General features: G+C 56.8%; 10 protein-coding genes and 1 pseudogene. 5 read left to right on the forward strand and 6 right to left on the reverse strand.

Annotated elements, in window-relative coordinates:
• Window positions 1-7: 7 nt before the first annotated feature.
• The 3 genes from abgT to ACOTY5_RS05650 are packed head-to-tail and all read right to left on the reverse strand — an operon-like array spanning window position 8 to window position 4,334.
• Window positions 8-1,534, reverse strand: a complete 1,527-nt coding sequence (gene abgT, locus ACOTY5_RS05640; RefSeq protein WP_045142529.1) for a p-aminobenzoyl-glutamate transporter — start codon at window positions 1,532-1,534, stop codon at window positions 8-10.
• Between the two features lie 44 nt (window positions 1,535-1,578).
• Window positions 1,579-3,024 (reverse strand): M20 family metallopeptidase, encoded by a 1,446-nt coding sequence (locus tag ACOTY5_RS05645; RefSeq protein ID WP_045340289.1) that lies wholly within the window; start codon window positions 3,022-3,024, stop codon window positions 1,579-1,581.
• Window positions 3,024-4,334, reverse strand: a complete 1,311-nt coding sequence (locus ACOTY5_RS05650) for a M20 family metallo-hydrolase (RefSeq protein WP_045142527.1) — start codon at window positions 4,332-4,334, stop codon at window positions 3,024-3,026. The genes ACOTY5_RS05645 and ACOTY5_RS05650 overlap by 1 nt, the downstream gene beginning before the upstream one ends.
• Window positions 4,335-4,509: 175 nt before the next feature.
• Here ACOTY5_RS05650 and ACOTY5_RS05655 point away from each other — a divergent pair, with 175 nt between their 5' ends.
• Window positions 4,510-5,415 carry a LysR family transcriptional regulator gene (locus tag ACOTY5_RS05655; RefSeq protein ID WP_003857524.1) on the forward strand — a complete coding sequence of 302 codons (906 nt, stop codon included), beginning with the start codon at window positions 4,510-4,512 and terminating at the stop codon, window positions 5,413-5,415.
• A 350-nt stretch (window positions 5,416-5,765) separates the two neighbouring features.
• Window positions 5,766-6,329, forward strand: a complete 564-nt coding sequence (gene smrA / locus ACOTY5_RS05660; RefSeq protein ID WP_045142526.1) for a DNA endonuclease SmrA — start codon at window positions 5,766-5,768, stop codon at window positions 6,327-6,329.
• A 32-nt stretch (window positions 6,330-6,361) separates the two neighbouring features.
• Here the strand turns inward: smrA and tcp are convergent.
• Window positions 6,362-8,030 (reverse strand): annotated as a pseudogene (tcp, locus tag ACOTY5_RS05665) (methyl-accepting chemotaxis citrate transducer).
• Window positions 8,031-8,175: 145 nt separating this feature from the next.
• On the opposite strand from tcp, the gene ACOTY5_RS05670 reads away from it, so the two are divergent.
• The gene (locus ACOTY5_RS05670) at window positions 8,176-9,042 is read left to right on the forward strand and encodes an aldo/keto reductase family oxidoreductase (RefSeq protein WP_045142525.1); all 867 of its coding nucleotides are present in this window, start codon (window positions 8,176-8,178) and stop codon (window positions 9,040-9,042) included.
• Window positions 9,043-9,088: 46 nt separating this feature from the next.
• Here ACOTY5_RS05670 and ACOTY5_RS05675 read toward each other — a convergent pair whose 3' ends face one another.
• On the reverse strand, window positions 9,089-9,289 hold the full coding sequence (locus ACOTY5_RS05675; protein WP_003857516.1) for a hypothetical protein: 201 nt from the start codon (window positions 9,287-9,289) through the stop codon (window positions 9,089-9,091).
• Window positions 9,290-9,614: 325 nt separating this feature from the next.
• Here ACOTY5_RS05675 and ACOTY5_RS05680 point away from each other — a divergent pair, with 325 nt between their 5' ends.
• On the forward strand, window positions 9,615-10,034 hold the full coding sequence (locus ACOTY5_RS05680) for a translesion error-prone DNA polymerase V autoproteolytic subunit (protein WP_003857514.1): 420 nt from the start codon (window positions 9,615-9,617) through the stop codon (window positions 10,032-10,034).
• A gap of 346 nt (window positions 10,035-10,380) precedes the next feature.
• Window positions 10,381-12,810, forward strand: a complete 2,430-nt coding sequence (locus ACOTY5_RS05685; protein WP_045142523.1) for a glucose/quinate/shikimate family membrane-bound PQQ-dependent dehydrogenase — start codon at window positions 10,381-10,383, stop codon at window positions 12,808-12,810.
• Between the two features lie 86 nt (window positions 12,811-12,896).
• Here ACOTY5_RS05685 and pqqF read toward each other — a convergent pair whose 3' ends face one another.
• The gene (pqqF, locus tag ACOTY5_RS05690; RefSeq protein ID WP_045142522.1) at window positions 12,897-15,173 is read right to left on the reverse strand and encodes a pyrroloquinoline quinone biosynthesis protein PqqF; all 2,277 of its coding nucleotides are present in this window, start codon (window positions 15,171-15,173) and stop codon (window positions 12,897-12,899) included.
• Between the last annotated feature and the right edge of the window lies 1 nt (window position 15,174).

Below are 15,174 nucleotides of genomic sequence, written 5' to 3' on the forward strand. Positions count from 1 at the left end.
GTACTCCTTAGTTCAGCCTCGGGTAAACACCCGGTCCAATCGGCAGGCCGACAAGATACCACGCCACCAGCATCACCAGCCATACCCCTAAGAAGATAAGCGGATAGGGCAGAACCAGCGAATAATAGGTACCCAGCTTAGCCTCCGGTCTGTAGCGTTGCAGGAAGCCTAAAAACAGCGGAACGAAGGGTGACACGGGCGCCAGCGGGATCACCGAGGAATCGGCGACACGGAACAGGATCTGGGCGAACGCAGGATGGAAGCCGAGCATCATAAACATGGGGACAAAGATGGGCGCCAGAATCGACCAGATGGCCGACCCGCTGGCAATAAACATGCACAGCAGGGACGACAGCAGCGCCAGGCCGACAAACGCCGGAACACCGCTCAACCCCGCCGCCTCCAGCGCGTCCGTCAGGCTCACGGCCATAAACTTGCCCATGTTGCTCCAGTTAAACATGGCGACAAACTGCGCCAGCGGGAACACCATCACGATAAAACCCGCCATCTCCTTCATCGGCTCGATCATCAGGTGCGGCAGATCTCCCTGACGGCGGATTTTGCCGGTGGCGATGCCGAACGCGAGCGAAACGACGAAGAAGAAGAGAATTATCAGCGGCACAATGCCCTGAATAAACGGCGAGGGCAGTACGGTGTGTTTGATCGGATCGCGCAGCACGCCATTTTCCGGCACCACCATCAGCGCCACCACCGCAATGAACGCCAGCGAGACGATCCCGGCTACGCGCAGGCCGAACTGCTGCTCTTTGCTCAGCGTCTCCAGCTTTTCATCGCTCCGGCCTTCCCATTTACCCAGGCGCGGCTCAATGATCTTATCGGTAATCAGCCCCCCGACAATCGTCAGGACAATCACCGAACTGGCCATAAAGTACCAGTTGTCGATCACGCTGACGTGCATAGTCGCATCGATGGTGCTGGCTGCCTCTGTGCTGATGCCGGAGAGCAGCACATCGGTGGTCACGATAAGCAGGTTAGCGGTAAACCCACAGCCGACGCCCGCAATCGCCGACAGCAGACCCGCAACAGGATGACGGCCAACGGCGAGGAAAATCAGCGCCCCCATCGGCGGCATGATCACCAGCGCCGCGTCGGACGAGATATGGCTGAAGAAGGCAATAAACAGCACCATATAGCTGGCATAACGCGCGCTGACGTGCGAGGCCATTTTCACCATCAGCGCGGGCAGCAGACCCACGCGTTCGGCCAGTCCCGCGCCTAACACCAGCGCCAGGATGGCGCCCAGCGGCGCAAAACCGCTGAAGTTTTTAATCACGTTCGGCAAAAACCAGTGCAACCCTTCAACGTTGAGCAGGTTTTTCACTGCTACCATACTGCCGTCGGCCGGGCTGCGCACGCTCACCTCAAAGGCGGACAGCACGGCCGTCGCGACCATCAGGATGACAATTAAATAGATAAAAAGCAGGAAAGGGTGCGGTACTTTATTGCCGATCCTTTCAACCCAGCCATAGAGCTTACCGGATGGGGAATGCGAAGGTATGGAAGACATACTCATGGGCGTTCCTCGGGACTGTTGTTGTGTTGTTGTGTTGTGTTTTTTTATTTTAAAGGTGACGGTGTCACGCCCTGCGGGATCGGACACTCGTACGGTTTTTCTGTTATGTGTTGTTCGAACTCTTCCCGGCATTTTCGCAACAGGTCGGCATCCTGAAGCAGATGCAGCGCGGTCGCGCCCATCACTTTTCCGGCCAGCAACATGCCTTTATGGGCAATTGAGGTACGCCCCTGCGCCACTAATTGCCAGGTATGCAGTGGGGTGCCGACGGTAAAACAGGGGCTAAAGCACTGTGCAACAGGCATCTTCCAGCTGACATCCCCCACATCGGTGGAGCCTGCCAGCACGTTATCGGTGATGGCGTAAGGGGCAACTTCATCCACCAGCAGCGTCTCCTGATGGCGTCGGGCAAACGCTTTTCCCTCTTCGGCCCCCGTTGCGGCAATGTTTTTCAGGCTGTTTTGCAGGTCGTTTGCCGTGAGCGTGGCGCGGATTTCACGGGCAAATTCGCGTTCCTCTTCCGTCCAGGCCGGCGTGCCATAATGCTGCAATGCGCGGTACATCGCCGCTTCGAGCGTACGGTTCGGCAGATAGCTGGAGCAGGCTTTATCAAAGCGGCACTCGACGGTGGTTTCGGTCATCATCGCCGCACCCTGGGCGATTTTCTCGATGCGCGCGTAGATCTGCTGCGCATCGGCCATCTCCGGGGCGCGGATCAGGTACAGCACCTCGGCCTGGGCCTGTACCACGTTGGGCGAAATCCCGCCGGTATCGGTGATGGCGTAATGAACGCGCGCTTTTTCAATGATGTGTTCGTTGAGGAAGTTTGTACCGATGGTCATCAGCGTCACGGCATCCAGCGCGCTGCGCCCCAGATGTGGGGAGTTTGCGGCATGAGCGGCGATCCCCTTAAACCGCCAGGCGGCCTGAATATTGGCCAGCGTGCTGACGTTAAACATCCCGGCAAAGGCCTCCGGGTGCCATGTCACGGCAGCGTCCACGTCGTCAAACAGACCTTCACGTACCATAAAGGTTTTACCGGAGCCGCCTTCCTCGCCGGGGCAGCCGTAAAATCGTACCGTTCCGCTGCCGCCGTGTTGTTCCAGCCAGCTTTTCACCGCCACCGCCCCGGCGAAGGCAGCAGTGCCTAACAGGTTATGCCCGCAGCCGTGGCCGTTCGCCCCCGGGGTGGCGGATTGCGCCGTCGCGCAGTGTGCCTGCTGGCTTAGCCCGGCCAGGGCATCGTATTCGCCCAGAAGGGCGATAACGGGCTTGCCGCTGCCGTAGCTGGCAATAAAGGCATTGGGAATGCCTCCGGCTTCCCGCGTCAGGGTAAAGCCCTCTGCTTCCAGCGCGCTGGCGAGCCGTTCGGCGGACCAGAACTCTTCGAAGCGCGTTTCGGGATGATCCCAGATGTCGTCGGCAATATCGGTAAACGTCTGACATCGCGTGTCGATGGCATCAGCGATAAAAGCATAGTTCTCCTGCATTACACACCTCGCGTCCACGGGAAATTAAGCGCAGTTCGCGCCAGCGTTTCGATGGCAACGTTCATCACCTGCTCATCAAAATCGAATTTTTCGTTGTGATGTCCGGCGCTCAGCTCGGTGCCGAAGACCACATACGAGGCCATGCCGCCGTTCTGCTGTACGCGGGCCATCATTAGCGTGGCATCTTCGGAGCCCGCAGGCGCTTTGACCTTATTAATGGCATGAGTCACGCCGGGCACCTGGCTTGCCTGTTCGCGCAGATAATCGACCCAGGCCGGGGAAGGGGCGCTGGAGGTCGCCGCCCCCATCAGGTTTACCCCGGCTGTTACGCCGTAGAGCGCCGCCGCGCCGGTAATTACCGCCTGTGCGCGCTCAAAGACATACTGATTAATAGCCTCGCTTTCGCCGCGGGTTTCAACCTTAAGCAACGCATCAGCCGGAACCACGTTGCGTCCGCTGCCCGCCTGCATGACCCCGACGTTAACCCGGGACGCGCCTTCGCTGTGTGGTGCGATGCCATGCAGCGCGATGGCGGCCTGGGCAGCCGCGAGCAGGGCGTTACGGCCCTCTTCTGGTTTACCGCCAGCGTGTGCGGCGACCCCGGTAAAGCGCACGTCAAATTTGGTGGTCGCCATGAAGTTATCGCTGCCGCAGATCACCGTCCCTTCCGGAACGCCGGTCCCGATATGAATGGCGGTAAAGTAGTCCACGCCGTCCAGCGCGCCTGCGGCGACCATAGCCCGCGCGCCGCGCGTACCCTCTTCAGCAGGCTGGAAGATCAGTTTGATGATGCCGTTGAGCTGCGCTTCATTCTGCTTAAGCACCTGCGCCAGCCCCAGACCAATGGTGGTGTGGCCGTCGTGCGCGCAAGCATGCATCATTCCCGCATTGCAGGAGGCAAAACCGTCGCGGAAGGGGCGATGACTTTCGTCAAGCGCTTCGCTTAAATCAAGTGCATCCATGTCTACCCGAAACGCCAGCGTCGGGCCCGGACGTCCGGTATTCAGGGTCGCCACAATGCCGGTAAATCCGCCCTCAAACGGCGCCAGCCATTTCTCCGGCGCACCCTGCGCCCGGGCGCGGGCAAACTCTCGCGAAAGGGTGGCATCATCGGGCAGTCCCATACGGCTTTCGGCATCGACCACGTCGCGCCCCATCGCCAGTTCGTAGCCCAGCGAGTCGAGGATCTCCGCGACTTTCGCAGCTGTTCGAAACTCTACCCAGCCGGATTCCGCAAAATGGTGGAAATCGCGACGCCATGCGCTCAGTTGTGGAGCTAATGTCTGAATGTACTGCGCCAGTGCGTTCATATCTTTTCCTGTCATCATTAAAATATGTGAACTGCTTCACGCTGTGATAGTTTTTACTTATCACTAATCGTTTTTTCACAGTTTTAACCGTTCAGGAATTACCCTCGCACATCCGTTTCCATTAAAGTAGATGACAGTTTCTTTACTCTGATAAACAACGGTTATCGGTCTCGTTATGTCATTTCAGATTAAATTTCATCAAATCAGGGCGTTTGTCGAGGTGGCGCGACAGGGCAGCATTCGCGGCGCCAGCCGGACGCTTAATCTTTCGCAGCCCGCGCTGACCAAATCCATTAAAGAGCTGGAGGAGGGTATGGCGGCCCAGCTGTTTGTGCGCCGGAGTAAAGGCGTCGCGCTGACCGAGTGCGGGGAAGGGTTTTATCACCGCGCTAATTTGATTCTGGAAGAGCTGCGTGCAGCGCAGGATGACATCCGCCAGCGACAGGGCGAGCTTGCCGGGCAGATCAATATTGGGATGGGAGCCAGCATTTCACGCAGCCTGATGCCGGCCGTCATTACGCGTTTTCATGCGCAGCATCCTCAGGTCAACGTCCGGATTATGGAAGGCCAGCTGGTGTCGATGATTAATGAATTACGTCAGGGTGAGCTGGACTTTACCATCAATACCTATTATCAGGGGCCATACGATCACGAATTTACGTTTGAAAAGCTGTTCGAAAAGCCTTTTGCTGTATTTTGTCGGGCAGGGCATCCGGCGACAGGGGCGACCTCAATTAATGAGCTTCTGCAATATAACTGGACGATGCCTACGCCCCGGGGAAGTTATTATAAGCAGTTGCAGGATACTTTTAACCATCGCTCTCAAATACCGCGAATTGGCGTTGTCTGTGAGACCTTTTCCTCCTGTATTAGCCTCGTCGCACAAAGCGATTTCATCAGCATTTTACCGCAGGAGCTGGGCTGCGATCCGCTTCTGGCGCACCGTCTGATAATGCTGCCGGTTGTCGAAACCCTGCCTAAAGCAGCATATTATTTAATTCAGCGTCGTGATTCTCGCCAGACACCGCTTGCCGAATCATTAATCACGCAGTTTCGAAGGGAAGCCAGGAAATTAATTTAATCAAAATAACAACAATAAAAAAATAGAGTCTGCCCGACATCAGACAGACTCCACAGTACACACAGTCGTGCATCCTTTCGCGGATCCTACATGCATTATCCGTTGGGCAGGTTTATTAAGTTATAACAGCTTTTTCTTAAAAGAGAAGGACGTTGAGTGATTGATTTCACGATTTTTTAACGTAAATTATTTAATTAATTACGGCTGAAATTTAAGTTAAGGTTAGATTAAATTTATTGCGTCTGCGATTATCTGTTCCTTAAGCCATTATTTGAACCCGTGCCCGGATGATTGAGACCCGCAACGGGCGCAGGTATAGTACATCACTCAGATGTAGCCGGAGGATTTCCATGAACCCTGACGACAAATCCCTTTTTCTTGACGCCATGGAGGATGTCCAGCCGCTCAAACGCTGCGCGGATATTCACTGGCAGCAGAGCCGCAACACGCGGGCGCGTCAGGAAATAGATACTGAGCAGCTCGATAACTTTCTGACGCTGGGGTTTCTGGAACTGTTGCCCCTTGCCGAGCCGCTCATGTACCAGCGCGAAGGGGTACAGCAGGGGGTATTTGATAAGCTGCGTTCCGGCAAATATTCCCGTCAGGCCAGCTTAACGCTGTTACGCCAGCCTGCGGAGCACTGCCGCCAGCTGGTCTATTCCTTTATTCGCCAGGCCGGACGTGACGGGCTACGCAACCTGATCATCGTGCATGGTAAAGGGCGTGAACAGCAGTCGCATCCTAACGTGGTGCGCAGCTATCTTGCGCGCTGGCTGACCGAGTTCGACGAAGTACAGGCCTTTTGCGAAGCGCAGCCGCATCACGGCGGCAGCGGAGCATGCTATGTCTCGTTGCGTAAGTCAGAGGATGCGAAGCGAGATAACTGGGAGCGCCACGCCAAGCGCAGCCGCTAATCAGGAAGGCGGGCGAGATGCCCGCCTGTCACTCAGAAGGTTTCCCAGTTCGCGTCAGCTGTATTCGCGCCTGCCGCTGACGGGCGCAGCAGTACGGGCGTTTTCACGTTTTTAGGGCGAGCCGCCAGCGATGCCTGAGCGTTCAGCCGGAATGCCGCCACGGCCTGACGCAGCTGTTCAGACTGATCTTCCAGCGCTGCCGCCGCCGTTGCCGACTCCTGTACCAGCGCGGCGTTTTGCTGTGTGACGCTGTCCATCTGCGAGACCGCCAGGCTGACCTGCTCTATACCGCGGCTCTGCTCGTCAGATGCCGAGGAAATCTCAGCCATAATATCGGTTACGCGCGTCACGGCCGCGACGATCTCTTTCATGGTCGCACCCGCCTCGCTCACCTGTTCCGAGCCGGTATTCACCCGGCTGACAGAGTTCTCGATAAGCCCTTTGATCTCTTTTGCCGCCTGCGCGCTGCGGCTGGCCAGCGTCCGTACTTCACCTGCCACGACCGCAAAGCCGCGACCTTGTTCCCCGGCACGGGCGGCTTCAACCGCCGCGTTGAGCGCCAGAATGTTGGTCTGGAAGGCAATGCTATCGATAACGCCGGTGATATGCGCAATTTGCTGAGAACTGTCGGCAATGTCATTCATGGTACGCACCACGTTATCCACCACCTGACCGCCGCGAGCGGCGGTTTCAGACGCATTCTTCGCCAGCAGCGTCGCCTGACGGGCGTTATCCGAGTTCTGTTTCACCGTGGCAGTCAGCTCTTCCATACTGGCGGCGGTCTCTTCCAGCGAGGCTGCCTGCTGCTCGGTTCGCGCGGAAAGGTCGTTACTCCCGGCGGCAATTTCTCCTGCGCCCGTGTAGATCGAATCGGTGCTGCCGCGTACGGCGCTGACGGTGCTCACCAGCGACTGCTGCATCTCGTGCAGACCGGCAGCCAGCTGGCCCATCTCGTTGCGCCCGGTAATCGCGACATTTTGCGTCAGATCGCCGCTCGCGATGGTGCGAATATGGTTCATGATGGCTGATGGCGTTGAGCGGTTTCAGGAGCAGGTGCTGTAAACCCTGCCAGATCACCACCAGCACGGCGATCACAGTCAGGAAGATCGCCGCCAGCGTCCACTGCATCTGGGTAAAGCTGCTCTGATTCTCTTCGGCGGCGGCTTTCAGCAGCACGTTGTTTTCAGCGCGCCAGCGGGTATAGACCGCCTCCATCTCATCCTGCGCCTGCTGGGCGTCCAGGTCGCCATAGGCCTGATAGTTATCGGCGCGCAGATACTCAATGGACAAGCGCATCACCTCGTGCATTTGCTTCCAGGCTTTCTGCATCTCTTCGGTGAGCGCGGCATTCTGGCCCTTCACCTGCGAAATCGCCTGCCAGTTTTTGTAATAGTCTTCGGCTTTGGTCAGCGAACCGTTCGCGGTGCCCAACAGCGTGTTGATTGCTGCGAGAGAGGCCGGATCGCGCTGGTTTTTCAGGTAGCGGATCGCCACGCGGGTGACGGTAACGCGCGTTTTCACCAGCGTGTTCACACTGTCGCTCAGGCTCTCCTGTTGGGCATTGAGTAACCCGGAGTTCTGAAAGTTGTGACGATCGTTGTTAACGGCAGAGTAGAACAACCCTCCCGTGACAACTTGCAGCAGACAGAATATGGTGAGGGCAAAGATAATACCGGTAATCACGTGCAGATTTTTCAGCATGGCGGTCATCCGTAAGAGAAGAGGCAGGGTTACATCAATACTATCGTCGTAGCGAATTTAAACTTTAATTTTACTATTGCTTAACTAATGGTTTCGTTGCGGAACCTGTTGTAAATCCGGATCATTTTTTATGAGGAAGGTCAGCATGAGCAGCATAGATAAAAGCGGAACGTTCACGCTCGGAACGCGTACGGTTAAACGATTTGGCTATGGCGCGATGCAGCTTGCCGGGCCTGGCGTTTTTGGTCCGCCAAAAGACAAAAATGCGGCGCTGGCGGTGCTGCGTGAAGCGGTGGCGTCGGGTGTGAATCACATTGATACCAGCGATTTTTACGGACCTCATGTGACCAACCAGCTTATCTGCGAGGCGCTTCATCCGTACCGGGACGACCTTACGATTGTGACCAAGATCGGAGCCCGACGCGGCGAGGATGCCTCCTGGCTGCCGGCGTTTTCCGCGCAGGAGCTGACGCAGGCGGTGCATGACAACCTGCGTAACCTGAAGCGGGATGTGCTGGACGTGGTTAACCTGCGGATCATGTTTAGCGCCCATGGACCGGCGGAAGGCTCAATTGCCGCGCCGCTGAGCACCCTTGCGGAGCTGCAACAGCAGGGGCTGGTTCGCCATATTGGGCTGAGCAACGTCACCGCTTCGCAGGTCGCTGAAGCGCAGAAGATGGTTTCCGTGGTGTGCGTACAGAATATGTACAACGTTGTGAATCGCGGTGACGATGCGCTGGTCGATTCGCTGGCGCAGCAGGGGATTGCCTGGGTGCCGTTCTTCCCGCTGGGAGGTTTCACGCCACTGCAATCTTCCGGACTACAGGCGGTGGCGGATTCACTGGGCGCGACGCCGATGCAGGTGGCGCTGGCATGGCTGCTGCAACGCTCGCCAAATATCCTCTTGATCCCGGGAACCTCGTCGGTGGCGCATCTGCGTGAAAACCTGGCGGCAGCCGATCTGGTATTGCCGCCTGAGGCGCTGGAGACGTTAAATTCGCTGGTGGGGTAATCCCGATGGCAGCAAAAGCCCGGAGGATTTTTCGGGCTTTTGCTGTTTATGATCCAATCTGACTTCTTTGGCGGTGAAGCGCTAATGCTTCCGCCACGATTTCCTGCTTACTTTTCCGTGTTTCATACGCAGTAATGCGGATGTACTCCATCAGCGCAGGATCGATGCGCGCGCTTAACATCCTGAGTTCGGCCTCCTTTGCGACACCGCGAGCAACACGCTTATCGGGATAATCACGGGCGGGCATAGAAAACGTCCTCCAAAAATTGTCTTGTTAATTTGTGCTGTAAAATATGCGCCAGTCTAAATAGAAAGTCAACGGATAGTGATTATGCAGTGATGCTAAGTTGTCTTTTCTGTATTTTGAAGTCATTAGTAAGTGATTTGATAGTGATGTTTTATGACGCGTTAAGCTTGCCCATGCGTAAAAATTTACAAAACAAATAATCTTCATTGCTATAGAGGGTTATAAGCGAAGCGGTTAAGGCGTAGCCAGCCGCTTACGCTGACATGGCTTGATCGATACCTCAGTTAAAACTACTGTATATAAAAACAGTATGGAGGTGTTTATTATGATCTTTTTCAGACCCGCAGAGTTGCGTGAAATCGTTGCTATTCCACTTTTCAGCGACTTAGTACAGTGCGGCTTCCCCAGCCCGGCAGCGGATTATGTAGAGCGGCGTATCGATTTAAACGAGTTATTAGTCGCCCATCCCAGCTCCACTTACTTTGTCAAAGCCGCCGGTGACTCGATGATAGAAGGGGGGATCAATAACGGTGATTTGCTGGTGGTGGACAGTTCCCGCAAGCCTGAGCATGGCGATATCGTGATTGCGGCGGTAGAGGGCGAATTTACCGTGAAGCGCCTCCAGTTGCGTCCCAACATTCAACTCAACCCCATGAACAGCGCCTATTCGCCGATTATTGTCGGCAGCGACGATACGCTCGATATCTTTGGTGTGGTGACGTATATCGTGAAATCCGCGAGCTGATCGTGTTTGTGAAGCTTAATTAATAAGCAATGAGTTAATTCTCATCATGCAAAAATCTTACGTTATCCGGGCTGACTTGTCGGCAAACCTGATATTCATCGCATAAGCCGGAACTGAATGGTCAAATATTCTGGTATTGGCGAATTACAGAGTGATATCCCATTTTTTTATTTTGTTATATTCCTGCACTTTAGTGAGTTTTCTTTTTTTCCGACAGAATACATTTTGTCTACATTATAATTTTAATTTATGATTCGCACACGAACAATTGATGTTGTGCGGGGTTTTAGCATCGTGGCAGTCAATAAAACCCTGCTGTTATAAAGTAATCAGGAGATTCATTTTTATGTCAGACAATAATCCCCGCCCATCCGGCTGGTTAGGCCCGTGGTGCCTGCTGGTGGGTGTGATACTTCTTGTAACGGGGCTCTTTTTTGCCATCGGCGGTTTTAAACTGGTTTCCCTGGGGGGGAGTTGGTATTTTCTCATCGCCGGGGTTATCACTCTGCTCTCTGCGATTCAGTTCTTCCGCCGCAAGTCCTCTGCCGTGGGGCTGTTTGCCCTGGTGTTTCTTGGCACCCTGATTTGGGCATTTTTCGATGCCGGGCTCGACTTCTGGCCGCTGGTTTCCCGTTTAATGGTACCCGCCGGGCTGATGGTGCTGGCAGCCGCTACCTGGCCTGCATTGCGTAAACGTGAAGGAAAACCGTCCTGCGCAAAAGGGGCCGTGGGGGTCTGCGCGGTCCTTATTATCGCCATGGGCGTCACCTTTGTTCAGATGTTTCAACCCCATCCGACCGTGCCGTTTAGCGGTGAAAAACGCCCGCTGGTGCCGGTAAAAGATGATGCGAAACAGCAGAACTGGGATCACTACGGTAATACGGCTGGCGGTAGTCGCTTTGTGGCGCTGGACCAGATAACCCGTGACAACGTGAAAAACCTGAAACCGGTCTGGACCTACCATACCGGTGACGTACCGGAAAGTCCGGACGGCAATGGCGCAGAAGATCAGCAAACGCCGCTACAGGTTGGCGATCGTGTCTTCCTCTGTACGCCGCATAACAACGTGATCGCCGTGGATGCCGATAGCGGGAAAGAGATCTGGAAAGCGGAAATCAACGCCAAGTCTGCAATCTGGATGCGCTGCCGTGGTCTGGCGTACTTCGATGCCACCAAACCGCTGGCACAGCCAACGGTAGCCGGCTCCACGCCGGTTCTGCCAGCGCAGGTCGCACCGGGCGCTGCATGCCAGCGCCGTATCCTGATGAATACCATCGACGGTAAGCTGATCGCGTTAGACGCCGATAACGGCAAGTTCTGCCCGGACTTCGGTACTAACGGCAGCGTTAACCTGCATGAAGGGATGGGCGACGCGTCAGATCCCACCTACGTGCTGACGTCGGCCCCGACGCTGGCGGGTACGACGGTTGTCGTTGGCGGCCGCGTTGCGGATAACGTCAGCACCGATATGCCGGGAGGCGTTATACGTGGTTATGACGTGATCACCGGCCAGCTGCGCTGGGCGTTCGACCCGCGTAATCCGGATCCGAACTATGTTCTGAAGCCGGGCGAACACTACAAACGTAGCTCTGCAAACTCCTGGGCCCCTATGTCCTGGGATGCGTCGATGAATACCGTGTTTATCCCGATGGGAAGTTCCTCTGTCGACCTGTGGGGCGCTGACCGTATTCCGGAAGATCATAAATACGCCACCTCAATCCTCGCGCTGGATGCGACTACCGGGAAAGAGAAGTGGGTATACCAGACCGTGCATAACGACCTCTGGGATTTCGATATCCCGATGCAGCCGAGCCTGGTTGATTTCCCGACGAAAGAGGGCAACAAGCCCGCGGTGGTGGTGGGCACCAAAGCGGGGCAAATTTATGTTCTTGATCGCCTGACGGGTAAACCGCTCACTGAAGTGAAAGAGGTTCCGGTAAAACCAGCGGATATTCCACGTGAACAGTACCCGGCAACGCAGCCGCGTTCTGTGGGAATGCCGCAGATTGGCGCGGAAACCCTGAAAGAATCGGATATGTGGGGGGCGACGCCGTTTGACCAGCTGGCCTGTCGTATCAGCTTCAAATCAATGCGTTATGACGGTCTGTACACGATGCCGGGAACCGATATTTCCCTGAGCTTCCCGGGCTCGCTGGGGGGAATGAACTGGGGCAGCTTGTCCACCGATCCGAACAACCAGTACATCTTCGTCAACGACATGCGTCTGGGTCTGTGGGTCCAACTGATTAAACAAGATCCGCAGAGCGCGGTGGCAAACACAGGCGGTGAAGCCGTGAACGCCGGGATGGGCGCCGTTCCGATGAAAGGAACGCCGTATTCGGTCAACAAAAACCGTTTCATGTCACCGCTGGGCATTCCGTGCCAGAAACCACCGTTTGGCTCCCTCTCCGCCATTGACCTGAAAACGCAGAAAATCGTCTGGCAGGTGCCGGTCGGTACCGTTCAGGATACCGGTCCGTTTGGGGTAAAAATGCGTATGCAGATGCCTGTCGGTATGCCGACGCTGGGCGGTACGCTGGCCACGCAGGGCGGTCTGGTCTTCATTGCGGGAACCCAGGATTACTACCTGCGCGCCTTTGATTCTTCTACGGGGGAAGAAGTGTGGAAAGCGCGTCTCCCGGTGGGTAGCCAGGGCGGACCTGTCAGCTATGTATCACCGAAAACCGGCAAACAGTACATTCTGATCTCTGCCGGCGGTGCACGCCAGTCGCCGGATCGTGGTGACTACGTGATTGCCTACGCGCTGGATAAATAACAGCGAAATAAGCAGCCCGGCCCCGTCTTAGTACGGGGCTTTTTTTTGACTAAAAACCACGCACAGGAAGAAAGCAGTGGTTCTGGTCAGCCCGTGAAAAGCACCCGCCAGCGTCGGCGACGGCGAGTCATCTCTCGCCATAGCGCGACTATCTCGTCAGGTTGCAGGGCATCAATAGCCTGCGGCGTTAACACCGGCAAACCATAGCGCTGGCGCAGGGCGGCCACTGCCGTGGCGCTGGCATCCAGCGGTGAGCGGATCTGCGTCGCCAGCTGCTGTCGCAACACGCTGAACGCTGCCTCATCGCACGGCGTCAGCTCACGCAAAAATCGTTTGCAGCAACCCAACAGGTTCACGGGAGAACGGTCAGGCGACTGTAACGCCAGCAGCAGGCCATCGCGATCGGCAATACGCTGATAACGACAGCTGACCACGTAGCCAATCTGCTGTTCCACGCGCAGGCGCTGGAAAAATTGCGGTTCGCAGCATAACGCCAGCAGCCGCAGCGCGGCGAGCGACGCGCCCGGCGGCAGGGGAATAAACACCAGCAGCGCCGAATCCGCGCTGGCGTGCGGGATGTGTTCGATCCCGCCGGGACAACCGCTTAACGGCAACGGCTTAGCGTTAACCGGCACCCGGAGCAGGCCAAGCTGCCGGGCTAACCCGTGCGCGTGTCCGGCGCTGCCGCCAACTAACGCCGCCAGCCAGCCGTCCCGTGGCGGGTCCGATGCCAGACGTTCAGGCAATTGCTGAAGCAGCTCACGGATGGCAATGCCTTCTGGCGCTGGCGTAATAGCAGGTGCGGGGTGGGAGAGGCGATCGATTATCGCCCCGATGATGGGTTCCGCCGTCACCATGGCGTCAGGAAGCCGCAGGGTGAGCTGCCAGCTACCGTCAACCGTTTGCCACTCGCCGCTGCCGTCGATATGGCGCAGTTCAGCAAGAAGAGGGCGTAACTGTTTGCCCATCGCCACCCCCTGTGACCTGTCCACGCGCGAATAAAAAGGCCTGCGCAGGATCAGCGTCGGCGGTTGTGTCTGCGCCGACAAATGCAGCAGTGGAGCGGCTTCTGACGTCGGGGCTGGCGCAGCATACCTGGCAGTCTGCGGGTAGAAGGAAAACGCGATGGGGCTATCATCTGCAACCGTCTGGCGACGCCAATGGCTAAGCGGCAGGGCAAAACCCTGGCTGGCAATAATTTCAGCGGTTTCCATTTTTTTGCAGGCCAGATACGAGACTGGCGCCGCCAGTAAGTCAGCACAGAAGGCGGAAAAACCTACGGGCGCCGCGCCGGGCGCAAAACCAAATGCCCGCTGGCGCAGCTGCTCCAGCGTCGGCAGGGCGCTGAAACGCTGCTGTGCCAGCCGATAATAATGCCGCTGCTGCTCATCCGTCGTTTGCTGTAGCGCCCGTAGCCAGTGGGTAATATGCGGGTCAATGTCCTCGGGCCGTTCGCTATCAACCGTTAGCGCCAGCCAGCCGTAATCGTCATCCTGATAAAGCCAGTTCAGGGCTACCTCTTCTGCCAGTCCGCGCGCCCGTAGCCCGGCAATCAGGCTTCCGGGGGCGTCGTCCAGTAAAAACTCCCGAAACAAAGTGACGTTGTCACTTTTTCGGATTAACGGACAACGCCACAGTGCGGGTCGCTCCGTTACCGCCAGCTGATAATCTGCTTCAGCGCTAAGACGCAACGGGGGAGCGGTTTCAGGCATGCCTCCTGACGCAAAACCTGACGCAAACGTATGGGCAAGCTCGGCCAGGACATCCAGCGTTTGCGGCCCTTGCAGCCACAATTGCAGGTGCCCGGCTACATAATAGCGACGATGAAAGTCGCGCAACGCGGTTTGCAGCGATACCGGGTCCTGCCCGAGAGACTCCTTGCTACCCACCTGAAAACGGCGAAAAACCGCGGGTTCTTCCATCGCGTGGCGCGCCGCCGCTTCGCGCCTGGCGGAATCATGTTGCTGGATGAGCCGGTTTTCCGCATCAATGACCGCCACTTCGCGCTGTATGTCATGCGGTGAAAGCAGCGGCGCCAGCAACATATCCCGCAGCCGCGCGACGCCGTCGGACAGGTTATCGGCGGCAACGTCGAAGAAAAAAGCGCTGTGGCGAGCCAGCGTGGTGGCATTGACGCTGCCGCCCTGGCGCTGGACCCAGGCCATGAGTCGATCATCGCCCTGATAGCGCTGGCTACCGCGGAACAGCAGGTGCTCAAGCAAATGCGCCAGACCGGCGAAGCGCGGTGGCTCGTGATGGCTTCCGGCACTCACGCGCGCCAGCGCCGCCGCGCGTGTCGCCTGCGGCTGATGCACCAGCGTTGCGCGCAAACCGCCTGCCAGTTCCACGATGCGGGTGGTCATT

Origin of the sequence: Enterobacter cloacae complex sp. SHL018 (genome assembly GCF_049237905.1) — a bacterium.
Classification (GTDB): domain Bacteria; phylum Pseudomonadota; class Gammaproteobacteria; order Enterobacterales; family Enterobacteriaceae; genus Enterobacter; species Enterobacter hormaechei_C.

Coding starts and splice junctions, on each gene's coding strand:
- abgT (WP_045142529.1), bottom strand. CDS start 1,534: ATGAGTATGTCTTCCATACCTTCGCATTCCCCATCCGGTAAGCTCTAT.
- ACOTY5_RS05645 (WP_045340289.1), bottom strand. CDS start 3,024: ATGCAGGAGAACTATGCTTTTATCGCTGATGCCATCGACACGCGATGT.
- ACOTY5_RS05650 (WP_045142527.1), bottom strand. CDS start 4,334: ATGAACGCACTGGCGCAGTACATTCAGACATTAGCTCCACAACTGAGC.
- ACOTY5_RS05655 (WP_003857524.1), top strand. CDS start 4,510: ATGTCATTTCAGATTAAATTTCATCAAATCAGGGCGTTTGTCGAGGTG.
- smrA (WP_045142526.1), top strand. CDS start 5,766: ATGAACCCTGACGACAAATCCCTTTTTCTTGACGCCATGGAGGATGTC.
- ACOTY5_RS05670 (WP_045142525.1), top strand. CDS start 8,176: ATGAGCAGCATAGATAAAAGCGGAACGTTCACGCTCGGAACGCGTACG.
- ACOTY5_RS05675 (WP_003857516.1), bottom strand. CDS start 9,289: ATGCCCGCCCGTGATTATCCCGATAAGCGTGTTGCTCGCGGTGTCGCA.
- ACOTY5_RS05680 (WP_003857514.1), top strand. CDS start 9,615: ATGATCTTTTTCAGACCCGCAGAGTTGCGTGAAATCGTTGCTATTCCA.
- ACOTY5_RS05685 (WP_045142523.1), top strand. CDS start 10,381: ATGTCAGACAATAATCCCCGCCCATCCGGCTGGTTAGGCCCGTGGTGC.
- pqqF (WP_045142522.1), bottom strand. CDS start 15,173: ATGACCACCCGCATCGTGGAACTGGCAGGCGGTTTGCGCGCAACGCTG.